The following is a 23,925-nucleotide window of genomic DNA, read 5'->3' as shown; positions in this document are numbered from 1 at the left end:
GGGGGGGGGGGGGTAACGGACGGACTGCGAACGGCGCTTGTTTTTATAGAGCATATTATCGGCATTTTTAATAAGTTCAATCGCATCGATTTCTTCGCCGTCGGTTTTTGCATAGCCGATACTCAGCGTAATGTTATACGGAAGCCTTCGCGCCGTGACTTCCGTTTCAAGCGCTTTATTAAAATGATTTATCAACTCGTCGGGATTCGACACGTACAAGGATTCTCCGACCAGCAAAAATTCATCGCCGCCGAACCTCGCGACAAAAGCGCTGTATTTTTGGCTCGTCATCCTCAGCGCCTGTGCGACGGTACGCAGCACTTTGTCCCCTTCGATATGGCCGTACGTATCGTTTATCTCTTTAAATGCATCGATATCGAACATAAACAGGTACAACGGCCACTCGGTCAGCGGACTGTTGAATTTCGTTTCGAGGTATTGATTCGCACGCCGTCGGTTATTCAAATCGGTAAGGGCATCGCTGAAAATTTGCGCCTGCTGAAAATTGATAAAGGTAATGAAAAATGCCGAAAAAATTGCAATTCCGATAAGCGGCGTTCCCCGTATAAAAATCTGAAGCGAACCGATAAGAACCGCAATAACAATGGAAAACGCAAGGCTGAATGTAGCGTGCCGGCGCATCGGCAAGCGTTCTTTCGAACCGCAGTACAGCGCACGAAATGCGGCGACGGCAAAATAAAAAAACACGATTGCCAGCTGCCAACAATAATACGATCCGCGCTCGTATTTATTGTCAGGAGTTATGTAATAAATCCATCCCGTATAATACGATGCGATGCACATAAACAGCGAAAATGCCAGCGGTATCGCAGAGACAATCCATAGTTCGCGTTTTTTCGTAAACGCCGTTTTTAATCTGATTTCCGTATAGATAAAGGTCATAAAGGCAAGCACGGATATTAAAAAAATTGACAAAAAACAAACGATGCCGTTTACGATGCGTTTATAGTACGGCATATAGTCGTATTCACCCAATATCCATACAACATCGACGAACGAATATGTAAGGAAAATACACAACATCTTTTTTAAAAGGTGTATTTCGAGTTCGCTGCCTATATCCGTCGTTAACTTTCTAATGATAAACACTGAAAATGCAATACAGAGGACATCCACCACGATATAGGTGAGAATGTTATTAATCATCGGTGTCATACGATGCTTCCGTTCCTTGTGTAAAATTCATATAAAACTTTTGTAGGAATGTGCAACGCATTTTCAAAGTAAACTCCTGGTTTCCGAAAAAGTTTCGCGTCATCACGTACATCGTTTGATGCACGTGCATTTCATATCAATAATCGCAAAAATATAACAAATTTTCAAAAGATTTGCTACAGGGAAAATGAAAAATTTTATGGCTTTTTTCAGCGATTTTATTTGACAAGCCATACCCGACATTCTATTATAAATAGCTTGAAACGGATGAAAAATTTTACAAAAGGAGGTACGATAAAAAGCGCCGTCTGCGATAGAACTGTCGCCGTCGTTTTTTATGAAAACGCGTATGTTAAAAAATATCCCTTCGATTATCGGACCGGATCTGTTGAAAACGTTGATGGAAATGGGGCACGGCGATGAAATCGCGATCGTCGACGGAAACTACCCCGCGGCGGCGCGTGCGCGCAGGCTTATCCGCATGGACGGGCATGGCGTATGCGAAGTGCTGAAAGCCGTCCTTTCGCTTTTTCCGCTCGACCGTATGCAGGAAAACGCGCTGCTCATGGAAGTGGCAAAAAATGACCCCGTCGAAACGCCTATTTGGCAGGAATTCGACGCGATATGCCGCGCGGGTGACGCCGCATATACGCGGTACTCGCTTATCGAGCGGAACGAATTTTACAAGCGCACCGAATCGTGTTATGCGATCATCGCGACGGGCGAAAAAGCGCTGTACGCAAACATCATCCTGCGTAAAGGCATCGTACGGTAATAGGTCGAATACCGAGTTCGGAAAGCATTAAATAAAATTGCACCTAATAGAATAGCGAGGAATTAATTATGATTATCGATACGATTGAAAACATCGAAAAGTATGCAGCCGCCTTTCCGCAGCTCAAAACGGTGGCCGCAGTGCTCCGCTCGGGAAAAGCGGAAACGGCTATGACAGGTTCGTATACGACGGACGACGCATCGGTGCGCTATTCCGTAAGCGAATATCAAACGCGGACAAAAGGCACGAAAGGCTACGAAACGCACCGGCATGCGGCTGACGTGCAGTTCATCGTGTCGGGAGAAGAGATCATCGATGTATGCGAAAATACCGGCATGAAAGCGCAGAGCGAATACGATGCCGAAAGCGATATTCAATTTTTTGACGGCGAATTGGCAACAACTTATATCGCCAAACCCGGAAAATTCATCGTTTTGTTTCCCGGAGAAGGCCACGAACCCTGCATTTCGGCTAAAAATCCGGAAACCGTGCGAAAAATCGTGTTTAAGCTCGCAATGTAAACGTACAGCCGGTACTTCGTCACCGCATACTGTTATTTATGAGCAAGGTTCGCCATGCAGCCATGTAATAGATGCGCAAAATAATTGAAAAAATCGGCTCGGTTTTTTGCAAAAAAAATTTGACAGCGCTAAAAACTCGTGCTACCATATTACCTATCAACCTGTTTGACAGGTAATATCTTAAACGAGGTGTTTTTATGAAAAAACTGATTTGCACGTTAACGGCGATTTTGCTGCTCTGCGGACTTGCGACGGCGGCGGGAAGCAGTGAAGGGGGCAATACCGCGGGCGGTCAAAAAGTAACGATAAAATGGGCATCGGTTCATCCGCCGGCACATCCGGCATCTCAAACGATGATGCGCGTCGCGGAAGAAGTATCGAAGCAGACGAACGGCCGCGTGGAAATCAAAGGTTTCCCCGGCGGACAGCTCGGCGGCAGCATGGATTTGATTCAAGGTACGCAAACCGGCATCGTCGATATGGTCAGCGAAGGAGCGGCGAACTTCGGACAGTATGTGCCGTCGGTGACGATCGCCGAAGCCCCGTATATTTGGCGTAACGTCGAACATCTTGAAAAAGCGATCGACGGTGCATTCGGGCAAAAGATCAACGAAGAGCTGATCAAGGGCAGCGGCATGCGTTTGCTCGGCGCGATGTACTACGGAACGCGCCACCTTTCGACGTCGAAAAAAGAAGTGCGCAAAGTTTCGGACTGCGCGGGCATGAAAATCCGCGTTCCGGAAAACGACGTTTTCGTCGCAATGGCGCGCTCGTGGGGATCGAATCCTACGCCTATCACGTTCAACGAACTGTATCTCGCGCTTCAGCAAAATATCGTCGACGGTCAGGAAAACCCGCTGCCGACTTTTTCGTCCGCAAAATTCCAGGAAGTGCAAAAATATATCATCCTCACCGGACACATTATGACGCCGATGCTCATCGTCATCAACGAAAAGGTATGGCAGAAAATCGCTCCGGCCGATCAGGAAATCGTCAAAGCGTCGATCGCAAAAAACATCAAATGGCAAAACGGCGAAATCATCAAGCAGGAAAAAGATTTGATCGCAAAACTCCAATCGCAGGGCGTCACGGTCATCACGCCCGATGTCGAAAGCTTCCGGCAGGCAACGCTGAAAGTCGTACCGCCGATGTTCGAAGCGAAATGGGGTAAGGGTATGTGGGACAGCATCCAAAACATTAAATAACGAGGGATCGCCGATTAACCGAACTATCGGGGCTGTCCGAAAAGCCGACAGTCCCGATGTTCGCCGGATGTTTGCAAAAACATGGGAGAAGAAATGAATCGCGTAGAGAAAAAAGTAACGGCTGCCGTCAACAAATGTGTCGATTGGCTTTCCGTCGTTCTCTTTTTAATCATATTTATTTTAGCGCTGTGTCAAATATGTATGCGCTACGTTTTGAACAAGCCGCTCGTCTGGTCTGAAGAATTAATACGATACGCATTTGTGTGGATCTGTTATCTCGGCTGGGTTCTCGGCACAAGAAACAGAAGCCACATACAGATTACGATTATCGTCAACCTGCTTCCGAAAATACTGCACAAGATGATCGATACGCTCAACAGCCTTATCCTCATCGTGTTTTCGGCATATATGATCGTATACGGCGTTCAGATGACGAAAGCGAGCACGATGCTTCCGGCGATCACCATTCCGATTACGATAAGCTTTGTGTACGCGGTCGTGCCGTTTACCAATACGCTCGTCATCATATACGAGCTGCTGCATCTCAAAAACAGCGTATGGAAACGCGATGCGGACAAAGGGGCTGCCGTATGAACATGGGCATTATCTTCATTCTGTTTATCGTCCTGCTCATCGTCGGAACGAATATCTACGTCAATCTCGGAATCTGCTCCCTGCTCTACTGCCTGACAAACGGATTTACACCGCTTACCGTCGTGCAGCGCATAACGATGGCTGCGAATTCGTTTCCGCTGCTGGCCGCGCCGTTTTTTATTATCATGGGCAATATCATGAATACGTCGGGCGTGACGAAACGCATGTTCAACTTCGCAAACGTGCTCGTCGGACACATGCCCGGCGGTCTCGGTCACGCGAACATCGTCGCATCGGTTTTGTTTGCAGGCATGAGCGGCACTGCGGTTGCGGACGCGGCGGGCTTGGGTACAATCGAAATCAAAGCGATGCGCGACGCCGGATTTGACGATGACTTTTCGTGCGCAGTTACCGGTGCTTCTTCGACGATCGGACCGATCATTCCGCCGAGCCTACCGATGGTATTGTACGCGGTTCTCGCCGAAGCGTCCGTCGGCCGGCTCTTTATGGGCGGGCTTTTGCCGGGCGTCATAATGGCGGGAACGCTCATGATTATGGTCTTTTGGTACGCAAAGCGCAGAGACTATCCGCGTTCTCCGCGCCCGACAAAAAAAGTTTTGTGGCAGGCGTTTAAAGACGCATTTTGGGCGCTCATGGCGCCGGTGCTGCTGTTCGGCGGCATCGTGTCGGGAGTATTTACGCCGACTGAAGCGGCCGTATTTGCGGCGTTCTATTCGCTCATCCTCGGTCTCTTTGTCTACAAGGAATTCAGTATTAAAGATTTACCGCGCATCATCCTTGCGACGGTGGAAACGAACGGTGTCGTCCTCGCGCTCGTCATGACGGCGGTTATGTTCGGCTGGTCGCTTTCGGTCGCAAACGTGCCGCAGATCCTCGCATCGGGTATCATGTCCGTTTCGAATCATCCCGTCGTCATTTTGCTGCTCATCAACGCGTTCCTGCTTTTCGTCGGCATGTTCATGGAAGCGAATGCCGCCATCATGATCCTCACGCCGATCTTTATTCCGCTCATGCACGCGCTCGGCGTCAGCCCGACGCAGTTCGGCATCATGATGATCTTGAATTTGATGATCGGATTATTGACACCGCCGGTCGGAATCGTTTTGTACGTCGTTTCAAATGTCGCAAAAGTTTCGTTCGAACGCGTTACAAAAGCGACGATTCCGTTTCTCATCCCGCTCATCGCGGTTTTACTTTTGATTACGCTCATCCCGGGCATCACGACGTGGATTCCGAACCTGCTGTTCGGGCCGGAATTGTAAACTGTGGAAACAAACCGGCGCGTATGCTGCCGGCGCATATAACGCTATGAGGTCGTAACGTTCAACATGATGATCGGACTTTCCACACCGCCTTTCGGTATGCTCTTGTTTATTACAAGCGGCATATGTGTAATCCGATTATTAATTAATAAAGAGGAATTATATGAAAGAATATCACGGCTGCTGGCCCACGATGATTACGCCGTTTACGGAAAACAATACGGTCGATTTCGACGCGATTAAAAAACTCGTCGAATGGTATATCGCTCACGGCGCCGACGGAATTTTTGCCGTCTGCCAATCGAGCGAAATGTTTTTTCTTTCAAAGCAGGAAAAGCTCGACATAGCGAAAGCCGTCGTCGACGCCAACGCCGGCAGGATCAAAGTGATCGCGTCGGGACACACGTCTGACGACCATGCGGAACAAATCGACGAACTCGGTGCCATGGCGAAGACGGGCGTCGATGCGGTCGTTCTCGTCGCAAACCGCATGGCAAAACAAAACGAAGAAGAAGCCGTCTTCAACAAAAATGCCGAAGATATTTTCCGCCAGCTTTCGGGCGTTACGCTCGGTCTCTACGAGTGTCCGTATCCGTACTTGCGCCTGCTTACCGACGACTTCCTCGCCGACTGCGCGCGCACGGGCAAACTCGTCTTTTTAAAAGACGTAAGTTGTTCGAACGAAATAGAAGCGCGCCGCGTCAAACTTACCGCCGGCACAAAGCTTTCGCTGTTCAACGCAAATACGTCGACGCTGCTCGATTCACTCATCGCGGGCTACGACGGCTACAACGGCGTCATGGCGAATTTCCACATCGACATCTACAAATGGATGTACGATCACTTTAAAACCGAGCCGGAAAAGGCGCGCAAAATCAGCGACTTTTTAACGGTCGCGGCGGTATCGGAAGCGCGCGCGTATCCCGTAAATGCGAAGTTCCACTACAGTCTTACCGGCCTTCCCATGTCGCTTGTGACGAGGAGCAAAGACGTTTCCGTATTGAACGAAAATGCGCGGCACGAAATCGAAAGCCTTATCCGCATGGAAAAAGACATCCGCGCGGAACTCGGTCTTGCAGGATAATGCAATATGACTGACAATAGTTTCACCTTGGTAAGAGACAACTTAAGCGTACAGATTGCCGATCGCTTGGAAGACACTATTGTTAATTCGGATGCGTTTCCCGTAAACGAAAAACTTCCGTCGGAACAGCAGCTCGCCGAGCAGTATCGCGTGTCCCGTCCCGTAGTCCGTGAAGCGCTGAAAGTTTTGCAGGAACGCGGGCTCGTCGCATTGAAAAACGGACTCGGCGCTTTTGTCACAAAGCCGAAAAATTCAACGGTGTTTTCCGCGGTAAGCAGAATCATGCAGATGAACAATATCTCCGACGACGATCTGACGCAGATGCGCGCCATGCTCGAAGTAAACGCCGCGCGCCTTGCAGCCGCGAATATCACCGACGACATACTGGAAGCGCTGCGGAGCAACATCGAAGAGTTTTCGGACAAAACGCTTTCGCCGAAAGAGCGTGTCACATTGGACTGCAGCTTTCACAATCTCATAGCGAAAGCGTCCGGCAACGCCTTGCTTGAAATATTCAACGACGTGCTGATTTCGCTGCTTACCGATTACATGGGAAAAGGCGTCCTCGTCGCAGGCGGCATAGACGATGCGATTACACGGCACAAAAAAATATTGCACGCTCTCGAAGCGCACAATACGACCGACGCCGTCGTCGCGATGAACGAACACATCGCCGCATCGAAACGCAACGTGGAAATATTTGCGGCGAACAAAACAGAGGTTACAATTAATATATGATCGTATCGATCAGGAGGATTATGCAATGGCAAAATCAAGGTTAATCGGCGAGTATCCGATCATCGGTATCCGCCCCATCATCGACGCGAGAGAAGGCATGCTCAACGTCCGCGCTTCGCTGGAAGAACTGACGATGCGCATGGCGCATCAGGCAAAAGAGCTGCTCGAACAAAACGTGTTCTACACAAACGGAGAGCCGGTAAAAGTGCTCATCGCGGACAGCACGATCGGGCGCGTCGCCGAATCGGCCGCATGTGCGGAAAAATTCAAAAAAGCCGGTGTCGATATCACGCTGTCGGTTTCACCGTGCTGGTGCTACGGTTCCGAAACGATGGATAACGATCCCATGACGATAAAAGGCGTGTGGGGCTTAAACGCGACGGAACGCCCGGGCGCCGTATACCTTGCAAGCGTGCTCGCCGGCTACGCGCGCAAAGGTCTCCCTGCGTTCGGCATCTACGGCAGTACCGTACAGAAATTCGACGACAAAACGATCCCCGACGACGTAAAAGAAAAATTGATACGTTTCGGAAAAGCATCCGTAGCCGCAGCCACGATGCGCGGCAAATCCTATCTGCAGATCGGAGCGACGTGCATGGGGATATCCGGTTCGCAAATCGATCCCGACTTTTTTGAAGAGTATCTCGGTATGAGAGTCGAGTCCGTCGATGAAGTCGAAGTGTACCGCCGCATTGAAAAAGAGATCTACGACAAAGACGAATACAAGCGTGCGCTCGAATGGACGCGCAAAAATTGTCCGACGGGATTCGATAAAAATCCGAAAGAAGCGCAAAAGACTCCCGCGCAGATCGACGCGGATTGGGAGTTTACCGTCAAGTGCGCGCTTATCATCAAAGATTTGATGAACGGCAATCCGAAGCTCAGAGAAATCGGCTGGAGCGAAGAAGCGCTCGGACACAACGCGATCGCGGCGGGCTTTCAAGGACAGCGCCAATGGACGGATATATTCCCCGACACCGATTTCCCCGAAGCGATTTTGAACACGCCCTTCGATTGGAACGGCGCGCGCGAACCCTACGTCTTCGCAACGGAAAACGATACGTTGAACGGAGCGACGATGCTGCTTTTAAAACTGCTCACGAACCGCTCTCAAATGTTTGCGGACGTGCGCACGTGCTGGACAGGCGAAAGCGTCAAAAACGAAACGGGCTATGCGCTCGAAGGAAAGGCAAAAGATGCCGGCGGTTTTATCCACTTGATAAACAGCGGCGCGTGTACGATCGATGCGTGCGGCGAAGTCAAAGATAAAAACGGAAACGCGGTTATGAAGCCGTTTTGGGAAATGACCGAAGCAGACATCGACGCGTGTCTCAAAGCGACCGAATGGTGTACGTCCGATCAGGGGTATTTCCGCGGCGGCGGATTTTCCTCCCGCTTTATCACAAAAGCCGAAATGCCTATGACGATGGCTCGAATCAATATCGTCAAAGGAATCGGTCCCGTACTGCAGCTCGTCGAAGGCTGGTCGATAAAACTGCCGGACGACGTTGCCGATGCGATTTGGAAACGCACCGACTACACGTGGCCGTGCACGTGGTTCGCTCCGCGTCCGACGGGCAGCGCTCCGTTTACAAACGCATACGACGTTATGAACAACTGGGGCGCAAATCACGGCGCGATTTCGTACGGACACATCGGCGCGGATATAATCACGCTCTGCTCCATACTGCGCATCCCCGTGTGCATGCACAACGTCGACGAAAGCAAAATCTTCCGTCCGGCGTGCTGGAATGCGTACGGCATGGACAAAGAAGGACAGGATTACCGCGCGTGCAAAGCGTACGGCCCGATGTATAAATAAGGTCAGGTGCAAGCGGTCGGATAACCGCAGCGGAATCGACATACCCCGATACAAAACATCGGGGTATGTTGTTCTTAAGTAAAAAATTATCGAAAAAAATCATCAAAAAAAATTTGACAGCTCTAAAAACTCGTGCTACTATACTGATAAAAATTATATACAAAACAATATTTCAAATTGGGGAAACGACATGAAAAAAGTAGTCTCTACGGTAGTATCGGTTTTGTTGCTTTGTACACTCGCAGCGGCAAAAATAAACAAAAACAAAAACGGTTCCAAAAAACTTGCAAACGGTAAAACCGTAACGATACGGTGGGCGTCGGTTCACCCGACCGCTCATCCCGCATCGCAAATGATGGCGCGGATCGCAGAAGAAGTATCGGAGCAGACAAACGGTCGCGTAGAAATCAAAGGATTTCCCGCCGCTCAGCTCGGTGCGAGTATGGATTTGATTCGCGGTACGCAGGCCGGCAGCATCGACATGGTCAGCGAAGGAGCCGCAAACTTCGGGCTCTATGCGCCGTCGGTGACGATCGCCGAAGCGCCGTATATTTGGCGTAATATCGACCATTTCGAAAAAGCGCTCAACGGCCCGTTCGGACAAAAAATAAGCGAAGAACTCGCGGGCAGCGGTATGCGATTGCTCGGTGCAATGTATTACGGAACACGCCATCTGTCGACGTCTACGAAAGCGGTGCATTCGGTCGCCGACTGCGCGGGCATGAAAATCCGTGTCCCGGAAAACGATATCTTCGTCGCGATGGCGCACTCATGGGGCTCGAATTCACGGCCGATTACGTTCAGCGAACTCTACATCGCCCTGCAGTACAATATCGTCGATGCACAGGAAAACCCGCTGCCGACGTTTGCATCCGCAAAATTTCAAGAAGTGCAAAAATACGTCATCCTCACCGGGCACGTTATGACGCCGCTGCTCATCGTTATCAACGAAAACACGTGGCAAAAGCTCGATCCGGCCGACAGGGAAATCGTCCAAGCGTCGCTCGCAAAAAACATCGAATGGCAAAATGACGAAATCATCAAACAGGAAAACGAATTGATCGCGACGCTAAAATTGCAGGGCATTACGATTATCACGCCCGATGTCGAAAGCTTTCGGGTCGCAACGCTGAAAACCATCCCGCCGATGTTCGAAGCGAAATGGGGCAAGGGTACGTGGGAGAGCATACAAAGCATTCAATAGCTTACCTCTAAAACCTGTAAGGCCGGCACATCCGTCTGCGGCGCGTACAATGCATTGCAAGCGGTTCGCCCTACTCCGGCATGAGCTGCGAGATAAAACGCCTTATTCCAGCGTGAGCTGCGTTTCTTTTTCTTTTTGATTTTTCAAATAGCAGTCGCGGCAAAGGCACGTGTATTCGCTGTCGCCGACGACGATATCGCTTGTCTTTGCGCCCTGCATATAATACGAATAGTTGCCGACTTGGCTCGCGCACTGCGTGCACACGCCGTTCAATTTGATGATCGAATCGCAATACGGCAAGAGCTGTGCCGCTTCGGTAAAAAGCGTACATTCCGATGTCGCGAGCAAGCCGGCGAAATAAATGTCTTGATCTTTTCGGCACTCGATCGCAAGCGCGGTGCAGTTTTTTATCATAAAATATTCGTCGACGAACACGGCGTCGTATTCATCGAAACGCGTGCCGCCGTCAAACGAGGAAAGCGAAACTGTGTCGATCTTTTTCGATTCTGCGAGCCGGCGCAAGCCGTTTTCGAGCGGCGAATGCGAAAAAAAACTCCGCGTATCGCGGTCGGGACGGACGAGGATGATTTTTTTATGCGCGTATACGTAACGCTCCATCTTTTGAAACAATAGCGTCGACTTTCCCGAAAACATCGGCCCCGTAATCAGCTCAACCATGAACACCCCGCTTGCACGCTACTGTAACGCAAAAACGGAAGCGTGACAATGGAAAGTATACCGTATACACGGAAATCAAGTTTTACTTAAAAGCGGTAATAACTCATGAGGACTCATAAGAGCGCGGAACATAATACCGTTCAAAGGCAGCTTGGATAAATCACGATTATAACCGCGCCTTTTATGCTGCAAAAATACCCGTCGTATTCCCGTTTTGTTTCAAGTTCATCGCTTGTGTAATGTCCCGATAGTCGGTATCCTTTATACGTCGTTTTCCCTACTGAAGCGGGATATGTGAACAGAATCGATGCACGCGCATCGCATTCGGGAGTACGGTATGAATAAAATAAAAATCATCGCCGCTTTTGTGCTCGTCTTTGCGGCGGCAGGCATACAGGCGCAGCCGAAAGAACGCAAATCGCTCGTCGTCTATTTTTCCCGCGCGGATGAAAATTCCAAAGTCGGCTACGTCGCCGAAGGCAATACCGCGATCATCGCAAAGCTCATCGCACAAAAAATGCATGCCGACATATTCGAAATCGTACCGGAAAAACCGTATCCCGCCGATTATGCAAGCTGCATCGCCTACGTGAAAGAAGAGCAACGGAAAAACGTACGTCCGGCGTATAAGGGTGGCATCGACATCTCTCCGTACGATACGATCTTTATCGGCTATCCGATTTGGTGGGGTGATTTGCCGCCGGTCGTGTATACGTTTATCGAAGAGCACGATATGGACGGCAAGATGATCATTCCGTTTTGTACGCATGAAGGGAGCGGTATGGCAGGAACCGCCCGCGTATTCCGCCGTATGTTTAAGCATTCGACGGTAAACAGCGGCATTTCGATACTCGGTCATATCGCGCAAAACGACAGACACAAAGCGGATATTGCGGTGACGACGTGGCTGAAGCTGACACTGCGCTTTATCTAATAAATTGTTAAAATTCGTTTTTTCGTCAACCTCATGTTGATTCGGCTTGCTGTTTTAAATCGTTTCGTATTTTTGCTTGCCGAAAAATCATCAAAAAAAATTTGTTGACAGATGCTCAAAATGTTGTATACTTACATATATAGTAAAATGCATAAATAAAGTTTTGGATTGTAGCACTTACGTAAACGTTTACGTAGGCATATCACCCGAATGCTTTGAACGGTGGATTTTCTCTTGCGTACGTCCGGGAAAACGATACGGCGGCATTTCGAGCGGGATACTAAATGGCTGAAAAGAAAAACTCCATCGTTGAAATCGCAAAGCGGACAAATGTTTCGATCGCTACCGTATCCCGCGTCATCAATCGCACCGAAGGATACAGCGAAAAGACAAAACAAAAAGTTTTAAAAGCCATACGAGAATCCGGTTATTCCCCTAACCTCAACGCCGTTTCGCTTCGCACGCACAAAAGTATGTGCATCGGCGTCATCGTGCCGGACATAACGAACGAATATTTTGCGCGGCTCATCCGCGAATTGGATGATTTTTTCGTTACGCAAAAATATACGCTGCTTATCTGCGATACGAACGAAGACGAAAAAAAAGAACAAACGCAATTGCGAAATTTGATTTCGAGGAACGTCGATGCGATCATCTATATTTCGGGGCAAGACCGTATTCCGAAAATAAATGCATCTTCGTGTCCGTTCATCGTATACATAGACCGCTGTCCGAAAAATGCGGCAGTCTTAGTGCAATCGGATAACGTAAGCGGCGGCTACCTTGCAACGAAAGAGCTTTTGGATAAAGGCTGTAAAAAAATTCTTTTTGCACGCGACAGGAGGGACGTTTCGATCGTCGTCGAACGGAGGGAGGGCTATTTAAAAGCGCTCGGCGAATACGGCGTTCCGTATGTACCAACGATGGAACTGTATACATCTCCCGAATACGAGGCGGCACGCAGGTCGCTGAAAAAGCGGCTTACGGCAAAAGCACTCGACTTCGACGGCATCTTTTGCTCAACCGATATGATAGCGCTCGGCTGCGTCAACGCATTGCAGGAAACCGGCTATCGTGTTCCCGACGACGTAAAGATTGTCGGCTTCGATAACGTTTCCCTCAGCAAATTCTGCAACCCGCCGATAACGACGATAACGCAGGATTCGCACGCGATCGCATACACGGCAGGCGCGCTTATCATAGATAAGCTGCACCGTAAATTTATTAAAAATACGCATATATTGATTCCCGTCACGCTGGAAAGACGGAAGACGACATAGCGCATTTTGCCGCCGCACACGAGGAGGACGTATGAGAAATTATACAGGACGGACAATATGGAAACGCTAGTTCAAATCGAGCACGTTACAAAAATTTTTCCGGGTGTCAAAGCGCTGAGCGATATAACTTTTGACATCCGTGCCGGTGAAGTACACGTTCTGCTCGGAGAAAACGGCGCGGGTAAATCGACGCTCATGAAAATATTGAGCGGCGTATTTCAGCCGACGAGCGGCAAAATCGATATCGACGGAAAATCCTATGAAAAGCTGACGCCGAAAGAATCGCAGGATTTGGGAATCAGCATCATCTATCAGGAACTGAGTCTTATAGGCGAGCTTTCCATTATGGAAAACATGTTCGTCGGAAAGCTTCCTACGATAAAAAAATTCGGCGTACCGGTCGTCGATTACGAACTCATGCTCAAAAAAGCTTCCGAAGCGCTTGCGACGGTCGGGTTAAACCGAAGCCCGAAAGAATATGTTGAAAATTTAAGCATTTCGGAAAAACAGCAGTGCGAAATCGCAAAAGCGATCGTCGCCGATTCCCGCGTCATCATCATGGACGAGCCGACGACATCGCTGACATTATCCGAAACGGCAAAACTTTTCGATATCGTCCGCAATTTGAAAAAACAAGGCAAAGGCATCGTCTACATCTCTCACAAGATGGAAGAAATCAAACAGATCGGCGACCGCGTTACGGTTTTAAAAGACGGAAAATCGGTCGGTACGCGCAGCGTCGAAGACGTTACCGTCGACGATCTTATTAAAATGATGGTCGGCAGGGAAATATACGGCACATACTTGGATAAAAGCGGTACGGATTTATCGAAAGAGCCGGTCGTCTTTGAAGCGCGTCACATTTCGCGGAAAGACAAAAAAGCGGACGACGTGTCGTTTCAAGTTCACAAAAAAGAAATACTCGGTTTTTTCGGTCTCATCGGTTCGGGCAGAAGCGAATTGATGAATGCGATTTTCGGAGCGGATAAGCGCGAATCGGGGGAAATTTTTATCAACGGAAAAGAGGTTTCGATCCGGACTCCTTACGACTCGATAAAAAACGGGCTTGCGATGGTTACGGAAAACAGACGGGAAACGGGTTTTATGCACAACTTCGACATAAAACAAAATATTTCCATCGTGCCGTTTATAAAGACGTCGGAACTGCGCGGGCTCTGGGGCTTAATCGATTTGAAACGCGAACTTGACGATGCGGCCGTGCAAAAAGAAAAGCTTTCGATAAAATGCAGCAGCATACACGAAAACATCACCGAGCTTTCAGGCGGCAATCAGCAAAAAGTTATTTTGGGAAAATGGATGGCCGCCGATTCGAAAGCGCTCATATTCGACGAACCGACAAAGGGTATCGACGTCGGGAGCAAAAGCGAAATCTATATCCTCATGCGCCGGCTTGCCGAAGAAGGCAAAGGCGTCATCATGGTTTCTTCGGATTTGACGGAGCTGCTTTCCGTGTGCGACCGGATCTGCGTGTTCCGCGCCGGGAAGATACGAAAAGAGTTTACAAACAAAGATGCGACGCAGGAAAATATCATGAAGGTCGCGACGGGCGAATAATACAAGGTGCATAAGGGAGCATACAATATGAAAGACAATACGAAAAACGAAAAGTCTTTGCAGCATTTTAAAATGCTGTGGCAGCGGTACGGCACGATCGGAATATTTTTGCTTTTGATTATAATCCTGACGATTATAAAACCGAGCGCAGTATTTACTCCGTCGAGTATCGTACAGATTTTGCGGCAAAGCGCGGTAAACATATTATTAAGTCTCGGAGAATTTTTTGCGATTTTGATCGCGGGCATCGATCTGTCGGTCGGCGCGGTTGCGGGATTGACAGGCATGATCGCGGCGAAGCTCATGGTCGCAGGGATCCCCGTAGGAGCGGCGATCTTCGTGTGCATACTTGCAGGGACTGCGATCGGATGGATCAACGGTACGCTCGTCAATAAAACGGGGCTGCATCCGTTTATCATCACGCTCGGCACGCAATCGATCTTTTTCGGTATCATGCTCGTCGTATCGAATTCGAGAAACGTGTTCGGTTTTCCGGCTTCTTTCAGCACGCTGATGAATGCGAGCCTCCTCTTCGTACCGGTGCCGGTCGTCATCGCGCTCGTCGTTGCGCTTTTTTGCTGGTTTTTTACGACAAAGACGAAAGCCGGCAGAAATATTTACGCGCTCGGCGGCGACATACAGAGCGCATGGTTTTCAGGCGTCAACGTCGATCTGCACCGTCTCATCGTATTTATGATTTCCGGCACCTGCTCCGGCATTGCGGGTATCGTACTGCTCGGAAGGCTCGGCGCTGCAGCTCCGACGGCCGGAACGGGATACGAAACCTACGCGATCGCCGCGGCGATTATCGGCGGAACGAGTTTTTTCGGCGGCAAGGGAAAAGTGCTCGGCGTCGTGATCGGCGGTTTGATCATCGGTGTGATCAATTACGGAATGACAGCGCTGACGATTCCGAGCAGCTATCAAAAAATCGTCATGGGCATGCTGATCATCATCGCGGTGACGATAGATCATTTTGTCGGCGCGAAAAACAACCGATAGACCGCAAAACGGTCGGAAAGCACGGCTGCAAAAATATAAAGAGAACCGGCAGCATACAATTCTTATTCGATTTGGAGGAAATATGAAAGTCTTATTCAATCCGTCGCTCATGTGTATGAATCTCATGGAATTGAAAGCGCAGCTTGAAATCATCAACGAAAAAGCGGATTTGGTTCATGTCGATATCATGGACGGACACTACGTAAAAAATATTACGCTCTCTCCCTTTTTCGTGGAATCGATCCGTGCAGCGTGCAAACTGCCGATCGACTGTCATCTCATGGTAACGAACCCCGAAGACTTCGTCGCCGCTCTTGCAAAAGCCGGAGCCGACTACATCGTGCCGCATGCGGAAACGATTAACGCTCAAGCGTTTCGGATCATCGACATGATTCATTCGCATAAGTGCAAGGCGGGTGTTGCGATCAATCCCGCGACTCCCGTTTCCGTGCTGCTGCCCTACATTCACCGGCTCGATAAAATCACGGTGATGAGCGTCGATCCGGGATTTGCCGGACAGCCGTTTATTCCCGAAGTGCTTCCCAAAATAACGGAACTTAAAAATTTAAAAGCCGAAAAGGGATATTCGTATCTCATAGAAGTAGACGGTTCGTGCAATGCAAAAACTTTTAAACGGCTGTACGACGCGGGCGCGGAAGTATACATCGTCGGCTCATCGGGGCTTTTCAACAACGATCCCGATTTGGCAAAAGCGTGGGATATCATGACGGATGCTTTTTATAAAGAGACGGGGTGCAAAGCGTAAATGGATACGGTCATCGGCATCGATATAGGCGGAACGAATTTACGGATCGGGTACGTCGATGAAGCGGGAACGATTTTCGGATTCGAAAAAAAATTCATCGGTGCGGTCGTAAAAGAAGATATCGTTTCCGACTTGGAACAAAAAATCGCCGCATATATACGGCAGCACGATTTGCAAAAAAGCTGCCGCGCCGTCGCGATCGGCGTACCGTCTTCGGTCAGCAAAAACAAAAGCTTTATCTATTCGACGCCGAATTTACCGGGCTTAAATAATATCGATTTGGGCGGGATTTTGCACGAGCGTTTACGGCTTCCCGTGTTTATCGACAGGGACGTAAATTACCTCTTGAACAACGACATCCGGGAATACAAGCTTGACGAAGCAAAAGAAAAAAACATTATCGGTATCTATGTCGGAACCGGCATCGGAAACGCGCTGTATATCAACGGCGGATTTTACACGGGAAAAAACGGCGTCGCGGGAGAATTGGGACATATTCCGATGCTCGGATCGCAGGCCGTCTGCGGCTGCGGAAATATCGGCTGTTCGGAAACGGTCGCATCGGGACGATACCTTGAAAAAATGTGCAAAGAGAATTTCCCCGAAATCGATATAAAAGAAATTTTTGTTAAGCGAAATGCTCACCCGCTCGTGCAGGATTTTCTAAAAACGCTTGCGTATGTCATCGCAACGGAAATCAATATCATCGATCCCGATTACGTGATCCTTTCAGGCGGTGTGCTTGCGATGCAGGGGTTTCCGATGGAAACGCTCATGACCTTTATGCGCCGGCATATACGTGCTCCGTATCCGCATGACAATATCGAATTTATTTACCCTGAGCATACGCAGGAAAGCGGCGTAAGAGGAGGCGCGCTTCTTGCGTTTGAAAAATTAAAGAGTAATTTAAAGTTCGTGTGAACTTTAAAAATATAAAATGTGATATACGGCAATGTCGGGAATATCGCCGCTGCCGTGTATCTCGAAATGCAGTTAGGATGTTATATGAAAAAATTAACGGCTTTTTTTGCGGCGGCTCTGATCGCCGTGTCGTTTGCGGCCGCAGCCGGCTCGAACGAAAATCAGGAACGCGCCGATTACGCGGTCATCCTTAAAACGCAAGCGAGCGACTTTTGGGTAAAGATGTGGAAGGGCGTGGAAGCCGAATCCGCAAAGCTCGGCATAAAAGTCGATCTGTACTCGGCGCAGTCGGAAGACGATCTGGAAGGTCAGCTTTCGATCCTCGAACAGTGCATCAACCGCGGATACAAGGGCATAGGCATAGCCCCGCTTTCCGGCGTAAACGTATTGTCGGGCATCGGCAAAGCGACGGCAAAGGGTATCACGATCGTAAATATCGACGAAATGTTCAATGAAAAAGAACTCGCCAACAACAAAGGCGCCTGTGTCGCATACGTCGCAACGGACAACGTCGCGGTCGGAAAAAAGGGCGCGGAATATATCGTCAAAAACGTTCCTGCCGGCGCGAAAGTGCTGATCATCGAAGGCAAATCGGGAAACCAATCGAGCGAAGACAGAAAGAACGGTGCTCGTGCGGCGTTTACCGCAGGCAAATTGAATATCGTCGGAAGCCAAGCGGCCGATTGGGATCGCCAGACGGCGCTCGATGTCGCAACGACGTATATCCAGCAAAACCCCGACCTCGCCGGCATCTACGCGTGCAACGACGGTATGGCGCTCGGCGTCGTGCAGGCTGTCATAAACGCAAATAAGCTCGGCAAAATCATGGTCGTCGGAACGGACGGCGACAGCGAAGCCGTGCGTTCGGTTGCAAACGGACAGCTGAGTGCGACCGTCGCACAAGACTCGGCTCAGATCGGCGCGACGAGTTTTAACCTGCTCGTAAAAGCGGTACAAAACGGTACGAAAGGCGTCGTCGGCAAAATCCCTGCGAAAACGCCCGTCGAATCGGTTTTGATTACGAAAGATAATGTCAAATCGTTTTTGAAGTAAATTTATTGTACGAGCGGATCCGTTCCGCTATAATCAACTTACCCCGACGCAAGCATCGGGGTAAGTTGTTATCAATACATGCCCAAAAGGAGGCGTATATGAAAGTCGGTTTCGGATGCGATCACACGGCGATCGAATTGAAACGTATTTTAATGGAACACTTGCAAAAGCGAGGATTCGAATGCGTCGATTACGGCGCGTCCGATCCGAATGTCAGAGTGAATTATCCCGACTTCGGTTTGAAAGTTGCCGAAGCGATAAAATCGAATGAAATCGAAAAAGGCGTGCTCGTCTGCGGAACGGGCGTCGGCATTTCGCTTGCGGCAAACAAAGTGCCGGGCATCAGAGCCGCGGTGTGCAGCGAACCGTACACGGCAAAGCTCACCGTCGAGCACAACGACGCGAATATCATCGCGATGGGCGCGCGCGTCGTCGGGTCGGAATTGGCAAAGATGATCGTCGACTCTTTTTTCGATGCGAAGTTCGAAGGCGGCCGGCACGCCGAGCGCGTGCGGATGATTTCGGACATAGAAAAAAAATACTGCAAATAACGCCGACGCACGTTCGCACGACAAGTTTGCGGCGATGCTTTCGTATACCGAATAGCTTATTCTACGTCGAGCGGCATTTTGTGTGAAGGCGGCGGAAAAGCTTTATCCAAATTAATAAAATCTTCTTCGTCAAGCATCAGTGCGTCCGCTCCCGCGTTTAAAAGCGTGTGTTCTTTTTTCGAACTGCGCGGAATCGCGATCGTGCTGCCGTCGCGGATGCACCATGAGAGCAGTACCTGCGTCACATCGCAGTCGTGTTTTTCCGCAACGGCGGCGACCGTTTCGTTTTCAAATAAACCGCGGCGCAAAGTTCCTGCCTGTGCAAGCGGGCAATACGCCATAAGCGCGACGCCGTGCCGCCGCATCCACGGCAATAAATCGAATTCGATGCCGCGCGAACCCAAGTGATAGAGCACTTGATTGACGGCGCAATTTTTCCCCGACGGAAGCGCAAAAAGTTCTTCCATATCGCTCGTGTCGAAATTCGAAACGCCCCACGCGCGGATTTTTCCTTTCGCTTTCAGTTCTTCCAAGCATGCGACCGTTTCTGCAAGCGGCACGCTCCCCCGCCAATGATAGAGATACAGATCGAGATAATCCGTACCGAGCCGCTCGAGCGTCGCATCGCACGAGTGCTCCATATTTTTTTTGCCGGCATTCGACGGCAACACTTTCGATACGATAAAAAGTTTTTTCCGATCCGTCGAAGAAATCGCTTCTCCGACGAGTTTTTCGCTTAAACCGCTGCCGTACATTTCCGCCGTATCAACGAGCGTCATACCCGCTTCTATGCCCGCACGTATCGCATCGATCTCCTGTGCGCGTTTCGATGGCGTCTCTCCGATATACCACGTACCCTGCCCGATCGCCGGCACAACCGCACCGTTCGATAACTTTACCTTATGATTCATCTCTTACCTCGCTTATAGATTGTATAGCGATGCTCCTGTCTTTGTCTACGATACCGACCCGGGCAAAAGACAAACCGAACAGAGCACAACAACCATACGGGCAGATCCGGCTGCCCCTGCCCAGCCGTTTTTAACCTTGCCCTTTCATCGATATATGTGTATAGTATAATCATGGCCGATAAGAAATTCACCGTTCTTGATTTGCTTGAACTTGATCTGCCCGGACACGATGCGCTGTATCTGACGTGCATCGCCGGAAGGCGCGGTTTGCCCCGCGCGATGACGGCCCCCGACATCAACCGGCCGGGTCTTGCGCTTACCGGCTTTTACGAATCCTTCGCCTATCAGCGCGTACAGCTTTTCGGCCGCGGTGAAAGTGCGTATTTGCAAAAGCTCCATACGGAACATAATCTTTCATCGCTAAAAGCGATTTTCGAATACGATATTCCATGCTGCGTCTTTTCGTACGGTATACAGCCGCCCGACGATTTTCTTTCGATAGCGGAAGAAGCCTTTTGCCCCGTTTTGCAGACGTCGCTCGAATCGACGGAATTTTCAAGCCGTCTCATCCGTGTCTTATCGAACACGTTCGCGCCGAAAAAAACGATGCACGGCGTTCTCGTCGAAGTGTACGGTATCGGCATTCTGCTCGTCGGACACTCCGGCGTCGGCAAAAGCGAAACGGCGCTCGAACTCATCGAACGGAGTCATCGCCTCGTCGCGGACGACATTATCGAACTGCGGTGCGTCAACGGCAACATCCTGCTCGGACAGGGCGCAAATCGATTTATCAGCCACCACATGGAAATACGAGGGCTCGGCATTATCAACGTATCGCAGCTCTACGGTGTCGGTGCCATCCGCGATCAAAAAGAAGTGCAGCTCGTCGTCGAACTCGAAGATTGGGATCCCGATAAAGTGTACGATCGACTCGGCACGGATCAAAAATACATGGACATCCTCGGCGTCAAAATCCCGGTGCTCGAAATACCGGTGCGCCCGGGGCGAAATCTGCCGATCATCATCGAAGCGGCGGCGATGAACGAACGCTTAAAACGCATGGGCTACAATTCCGCGCGCGACTTCAATCAAAACGTACTCAAATGGATCGAAACGGGAGAAGCGCAGACTGCGTACAACAGCAGCGATGATTCCTATTAATTATTAATTTTGTTTTTATTAAAGGATGACAATATGATTGAAAAAACGCTGATCGTAAAAAATAGAGCGGGCATTCACGCGCGTCCGGCGGCGCTCATCGCGCAGACCGCGAACAAATTCAACTGCGAGCTCACACTCATTCTCGGCGATACGGAAGTGAATGCAAAATCGATTATGGGCGTCATCACGATGGCGGCGGGTTACAATACGGGCATTACGCTGAAAGCGGACGGCTCCGACGAAAAAGAAGCGGCGCAGGCGATCGAAGCGCTGTTCGATTCGAAATTTGCGGAAGAATAACATGAAGGAAATCACCGACAGACAAAAGCAGGTTTTAGCGTTTATCTCAGGTTTTACGGAAGAGAATTCGTATCCGCCGACCGTACGCGAAATAAGCGATCACTTCGGCATAGGGCTGCGCGCCGTGCAGGATCACATCGCCGCATTGCAGCGCAAAGGATTTTTATCGCTGTGTGAAAAACGCTCGCGCTCGATCCGCGTACTCGTCGACGGCGAGCTTAAAGCCTCGCGACCCTACATCGACAAAGTGCCGCTACTCGGAACGGTCGCCGCGGGAAAGCCGCTTCTCGCAGCGGAAAATCTCGACGGTTATGTCAATTTAACCGAACCGTTCGTACATCCGGGAAAGCGGTATTTTGCGCTTCGCGTGCGCGGGCAGAGCATGATCGACGCGGGTATTCTCGAAGGCGATTTGGCGGTCGTCGAACAGACGTCGGATGCGGAAAACGGACAGATCGTCGTCGCCGTCATCGATGAAGCGATCACTTTAAAACGGTATTATAAAGAAAAAAATCGCATCCGATTGCAGCCGGAAAACCCCGCATTCAAAGCGATCTACAGTCAGGATGTCCGCGTCGTCGGCATCTTATCGAATATCGTCCGCACGTATTGATATGGATGCTCCGATTTATCTCTACACGGGTCCCGAATTCGGCGAACGGAACGACGCGGTTTTTGCCGTAAAAGAAGCGATGCGCAAAGCGCACGGTGCGCTCGACGAATATCTTTTTTATGCGAACGAAACGCCCGTTTCGGAGATAGTGACGATTTTGCAAAGCGGCTCCCTCTTTACAAATGCAACGTGCGTCGTCGTGCGTTCCGCGGAATCGATCAAAAAAAAGGAAGACGTCGGCGCGATATCCGCATGGGTAAAGACGGCCGGGGAAGGGACGAGCGCGCTCGTCCTCGTGTCGGATGAAATCGCAGTCGACGCAAAGCTCGAAAAAGTCGTACCGGCCGTGCACAAAAAAATATTTTGGGAAATGTTCGAAGACCGGAAAGTGCCGTGGCTCATAAACTTTTTCGGCAAAAACGGATACCGCATAGGCGAAGAAGCCGCCGAAGATATCCTCGACATGATCGAAAACAACACGCAGGCGCTCCGCTCCGAATGCGCACGATTTTTTTTGCTCTTTCCGAAATCGCACGAAATCACATCCGCCGACGTCGAAGCGGTACTTTCGCACAACAGAGCCGAAAGCGCCTTTACGCTGTTTGCAGCGATGGCATCAAGTGAGAGCGCATCGCGAAGGCTCGAACTTTCCCTCGATGTACTGCAAAAAATCCGCCTTTCAAAAGATTCTTCTCCGGTGATGATACTCGCGGGGCTCGCTTCGTGTTTCCGCCGACTTGCGCTGTGGCACGCACTCGCGTCGTCGGGACAAAGCGATGATTTTACGTTAAAGACGCACGGCTTTTCGAGCAAAAAAGCGAAAGCCCAGTACAGCCGCGCCTCTTCGATTTGGACGGCGGGACAGACTGCGGCGATCCTCGCCGGTATCGCGGCCGCCGACATGGAAATCCGCTCAAGCGGCGCGCTTTTCGAAGACGTTCTCCTGCAGCGCGTCGTCTACGAAGCGGTCGTCAAAAAAGGCGCGTCATGTGCCGCGTATGAAAGTGCGGTATAATTATTAATTAATGCGGTAGTAACGAATTGGCCTAATAATTAAAAATACCGCCTGAAAAAGCGAACGTTTTTTCAGGCGGCTTATGCGTATATTACAAACACGGGAGTTTTACAACGCCTCCCGCAATTTTGCAGCAAACGTATTTACATATCTTGCACAGCTTCTTTTATTTCAGTGTGCGTATTCGTTGTTGTAAGCTTTTCCCTTCTTTAAGGGCGCTGTTGTGCAACTCATCGGTATGATGGTCGCCTTAGCGATGAACGGAGATGCTTTCGTGTCGACTGAAACAGTTGTGTGGGTCGTAGGTTTCGTCGTATCTTCTCCCTTATCATAGCAGCTGATCGTCCATGTTCCGTTACCCTCGTCTTTATATGTTACGAGCGGATAGGCCATCCCCATCACATCGCTGTGCAGCGCAACTTTATCGGCTTCTATGACGAGGCACAGAGGGAAGTCTTTACCCACCATCGTCAACGTTCCCCAATACGAGCCGTACAGATCGCTATGCTGATCGGACGGTGCCCCACCACCACCGTTGTCATCCGACGAGCCGTTGCTGCATGCGCTGAACCCGATAAGGACGACCGCCAAAGCCGCCAACACAAACAATGTTTTTTTCATAAAACACTCCTATAAAAATATTTTTTAAACATATTTATTAATCATTCCATGTTAAAAGCATCGCGCTATTTCAGCGGCGCTTTTAACCTACCATAAAATGCGGCATTGCAGAAAATGTCGATTTTCGAAAATGCCGCATTGG

25 protein-coding genes are annotated in these 23,925 nt (G+C 49.8%); 21 read left to right on the top strand and 4 right to left on the bottom strand.

The features are described from left to right. A partial coding sequence (locus tag HMPREF0860_RS01595) for a GGDEF domain-containing protein (protein ID WP_021495429.1) occupies positions 1-1,176 on the bottom strand: 1,176 nt, incomplete at its 3' end. A gap of 349 nt (positions 1,177-1,525) precedes the next feature. Here HMPREF0860_RS01595 and HMPREF0860_RS01590 point away from each other — a divergent pair. From HMPREF0860_RS01590 to HMPREF0860_RS01550, 9 genes are all read left to right on the top strand, one after another. After that, the gene (locus HMPREF0860_RS01590; RefSeq protein ID WP_038081919.1) at positions 1,526-1,951 is read left to right on the top strand and encodes an RbsD/FucU family protein; all 426 of its coding nucleotides are present in this window, start codon (positions 1,526-1,528) and stop codon (positions 1,949-1,951) included. Positions 1,952-2,019: 68 nt separating this feature from the next. After that, positions 2,020-2,472, top strand: a complete 453-nt coding sequence (locus HMPREF0860_RS01585; RefSeq protein WP_021331569.1) for a NanQ anomerase/TabA/YiaL family protein — start codon at positions 2,020-2,022, stop codon at positions 2,470-2,472. A gap of 197 nt (positions 2,473-2,669) precedes the next feature. After that, complete coding sequence (locus HMPREF0860_RS01580) at positions 2,670-3,677, top strand: sialic acid TRAP transporter substrate-binding protein SiaP (RefSeq protein ID WP_021331579.1); 1,008 nt, start codon at positions 2,670-2,672, stop codon at positions 3,675-3,677. A gap of 93 nt (positions 3,678-3,770) precedes the next feature. Further along, positions 3,771-4,271 carry a TRAP transporter small permease gene (locus tag HMPREF0860_RS01575; RefSeq protein WP_162146983.1) on the top strand — a complete coding sequence of 167 codons (501 nt, stop codon included), beginning with the start codon at positions 3,771-3,773 and terminating at the stop codon, positions 4,269-4,271. Beyond that, the gene (locus tag HMPREF0860_RS01570) at positions 4,268-5,554 is read left to right on the top strand and encodes a TRAP transporter large permease (protein ID WP_021331576.1); all 1,287 of its coding nucleotides are present in this window, start codon (positions 4,268-4,270) and stop codon (positions 5,552-5,554) included. The genes HMPREF0860_RS01575 and HMPREF0860_RS01570 overlap by 4 nt, the downstream gene beginning before the upstream one ends. Positions 5,555-5,717: 163 nt before the next feature. Next, a complete protein-coding gene (locus HMPREF0860_RS01565) occupies positions 5,718-6,638 on the top strand; it encodes a dihydrodipicolinate synthase family protein (protein ID WP_021331518.1) in 921 nt (306 codons plus the stop codon). Between the two features lie 6 nt (positions 6,639-6,644). Next, positions 6,645-7,376 (top strand): FadR/GntR family transcriptional regulator, encoded by a 732-nt coding sequence (locus HMPREF0860_RS01560; protein WP_021331528.1) that lies wholly within the window; start codon positions 6,645-6,647, stop codon positions 7,374-7,376. A 25-nt stretch (positions 7,377-7,401) separates the two neighbouring features. Beyond that, on the top strand, positions 7,402-9,198 hold the full coding sequence (locus HMPREF0860_RS01555; RefSeq protein WP_021331593.1) for an L-fucose isomerase: 1,797 nt from the start codon (positions 7,402-7,404) through the stop codon (positions 9,196-9,198). 190 nt (positions 9,199-9,388) lie between these two features. Continuing rightward, positions 9,389-10,402 carry a sialic acid TRAP transporter substrate-binding protein SiaP gene (locus tag HMPREF0860_RS01550; RefSeq protein WP_021495427.1) on the top strand — a complete coding sequence of 338 codons (1,014 nt, stop codon included), beginning with the start codon at positions 9,389-9,391 and terminating at the stop codon, positions 10,400-10,402. Between the two features lie 102 nt (positions 10,403-10,504). On the opposite strand, the gene HMPREF0860_RS01545 is transcribed toward HMPREF0860_RS01550, so the two are convergent. Next, positions 10,505-11,080 (bottom strand): thymidine kinase, encoded by a 576-nt coding sequence (locus tag HMPREF0860_RS01545; RefSeq protein WP_021331522.1) that lies wholly within the window; start codon positions 11,078-11,080, stop codon positions 10,505-10,507. A gap of 337 nt (positions 11,081-11,417) precedes the next feature. On the opposite strand from HMPREF0860_RS01545, the gene HMPREF0860_RS01540 reads away from it, so the two are divergent. The 8 genes from HMPREF0860_RS01540 to rpiB all read left to right on the top strand — a co-directional run bounded on the left by HMPREF0860_RS01540 (position 11,418) and on the right by rpiB (position 19,162). Further along, entirely contained in the window at positions 11,418-12,014 is a 597-nt protein-coding gene (locus HMPREF0860_RS01540; protein WP_021331580.1) for a flavodoxin, read from the top strand. A 284-nt stretch (positions 12,015-12,298) separates the two neighbouring features. Next, positions 12,299-13,294, top strand: a complete 996-nt coding sequence (locus HMPREF0860_RS01535) for a LacI family DNA-binding transcriptional regulator (RefSeq protein WP_021331540.1) — start codon at positions 12,299-12,301, stop codon at positions 13,292-13,294. Positions 13,295-13,351: 57 nt separating this feature from the next. Beyond that, positions 13,352-14,869 carry a sugar ABC transporter ATP-binding protein gene (locus HMPREF0860_RS01530; protein WP_021331543.1) on the top strand — a complete coding sequence of 506 codons (1,518 nt, stop codon included), beginning with the start codon at positions 13,352-13,354 and terminating at the stop codon, positions 14,867-14,869. A gap of 27 nt (positions 14,870-14,896) precedes the next feature. Beyond that, a complete protein-coding gene (gene alsC / locus HMPREF0860_RS01525) occupies positions 14,897-15,871 on the top strand; it encodes a D-allose ABC transporter permease (protein ID WP_021331582.1) in 975 nt (324 codons plus the stop codon). 82 nt (positions 15,872-15,953) lie between these two features. Continuing rightward, entirely contained in the window at positions 15,954-16,637 is a 684-nt protein-coding gene (gene alsE, locus HMPREF0860_RS01520) for a D-allulose 6-phosphate 3-epimerase (RefSeq protein WP_021331525.1), read from the top strand. Continuing rightward, the gene (gene alsK, locus HMPREF0860_RS01515; RefSeq protein WP_021331536.1) at positions 16,638-17,558 is read left to right on the top strand and encodes an allose kinase; all 921 of its coding nucleotides are present in this window, start codon (positions 16,638-16,640) and stop codon (positions 17,556-17,558) included. It abuts the gene before it with no gap. An 84-nt stretch (positions 17,559-17,642) separates the two neighbouring features. Then, the gene (gene alsB, locus HMPREF0860_RS01510; RefSeq protein ID WP_038081899.1) at positions 17,643-18,611 is read left to right on the top strand and encodes a D-allose transporter substrate-binding protein; all 969 of its coding nucleotides are present in this window, start codon (positions 17,643-17,645) and stop codon (positions 18,609-18,611) included. A gap of 98 nt (positions 18,612-18,709) precedes the next feature. Next, entirely contained in the window at positions 18,710-19,162 is a 453-nt protein-coding gene (gene rpiB / locus HMPREF0860_RS01505; RefSeq protein ID WP_021331584.1) for a ribose 5-phosphate isomerase B, read from the top strand. A gap of 56 nt (positions 19,163-19,218) precedes the next feature. On the opposite strand, the gene HMPREF0860_RS01500 is transcribed toward rpiB, so the two are convergent. Continuing rightward, positions 19,219-20,073, bottom strand: coding sequence for an aldo/keto reductase (locus tag HMPREF0860_RS01500; RefSeq protein WP_021331541.1), 855 nt, complete (start codon positions 20,071-20,073; stop codon positions 19,219-19,221). A 171-nt stretch (positions 20,074-20,244) separates the two neighbouring features. Between HMPREF0860_RS01500 and hprK the strand changes: the two genes are divergently transcribed. From hprK to holA, 4 genes are read left to right on the top strand one after another with little or no spacing between them, the layout of a single operon-like run. Then, complete coding sequence (gene hprK / locus HMPREF0860_RS01495; RefSeq protein WP_021331591.1) at positions 20,245-21,234, top strand: HPr(Ser) kinase/phosphatase; 990 nt, start codon at positions 20,245-20,247, stop codon at positions 21,232-21,234. Positions 21,235-21,267: 33 nt separating this feature from the next. Beyond that, on the top strand, positions 21,268-21,534 hold the full coding sequence (locus HMPREF0860_RS01490) for an HPr family phosphocarrier protein (RefSeq protein WP_021331558.1): 267 nt from the start codon (positions 21,268-21,270) through the stop codon (positions 21,532-21,534). A 1-nt stretch (position 21,535) separates the two neighbouring features. Then, a complete protein-coding gene (gene lexA / locus HMPREF0860_RS01485) occupies positions 21,536-22,147 on the top strand; it encodes a transcriptional repressor LexA (RefSeq protein ID WP_021331578.1) in 612 nt (203 codons plus the stop codon). A 1-nt stretch (position 22,148) separates the two neighbouring features. Next, positions 22,149-23,162, top strand: a complete 1,014-nt coding sequence (gene holA, locus HMPREF0860_RS01480) for a DNA polymerase III subunit delta (RefSeq protein ID WP_021331553.1) — start codon at positions 22,149-22,151, stop codon at positions 23,160-23,162. Positions 23,163-23,333: 171 nt separating this feature from the next. On the opposite strand, the gene HMPREF0860_RS01475 is transcribed toward holA, so the two are convergent. Next, complete coding sequence (locus HMPREF0860_RS01475) at positions 23,334-23,783, bottom strand: hypothetical protein (RefSeq protein WP_021331583.1); 450 nt, start codon at positions 23,781-23,783, stop codon at positions 23,334-23,336. Positions 23,784-23,925 lie beyond the last annotated feature (142 nt).

Source organism: Treponema socranskii subsp. socranskii VPI DR56BR1116 = ATCC 35536 (assembly GCF_000468115.1).
Classification (GTDB): domain Bacteria; phylum Spirochaetota; class Spirochaetia; order Treponematales; family Treponemataceae; genus Treponema_D; species Treponema_D socranskii.
The sequence above is the reverse complement of the archived record's forward strand: the minus strand, read 5'-3'. Positions and strand labels throughout refer to the sequence as shown.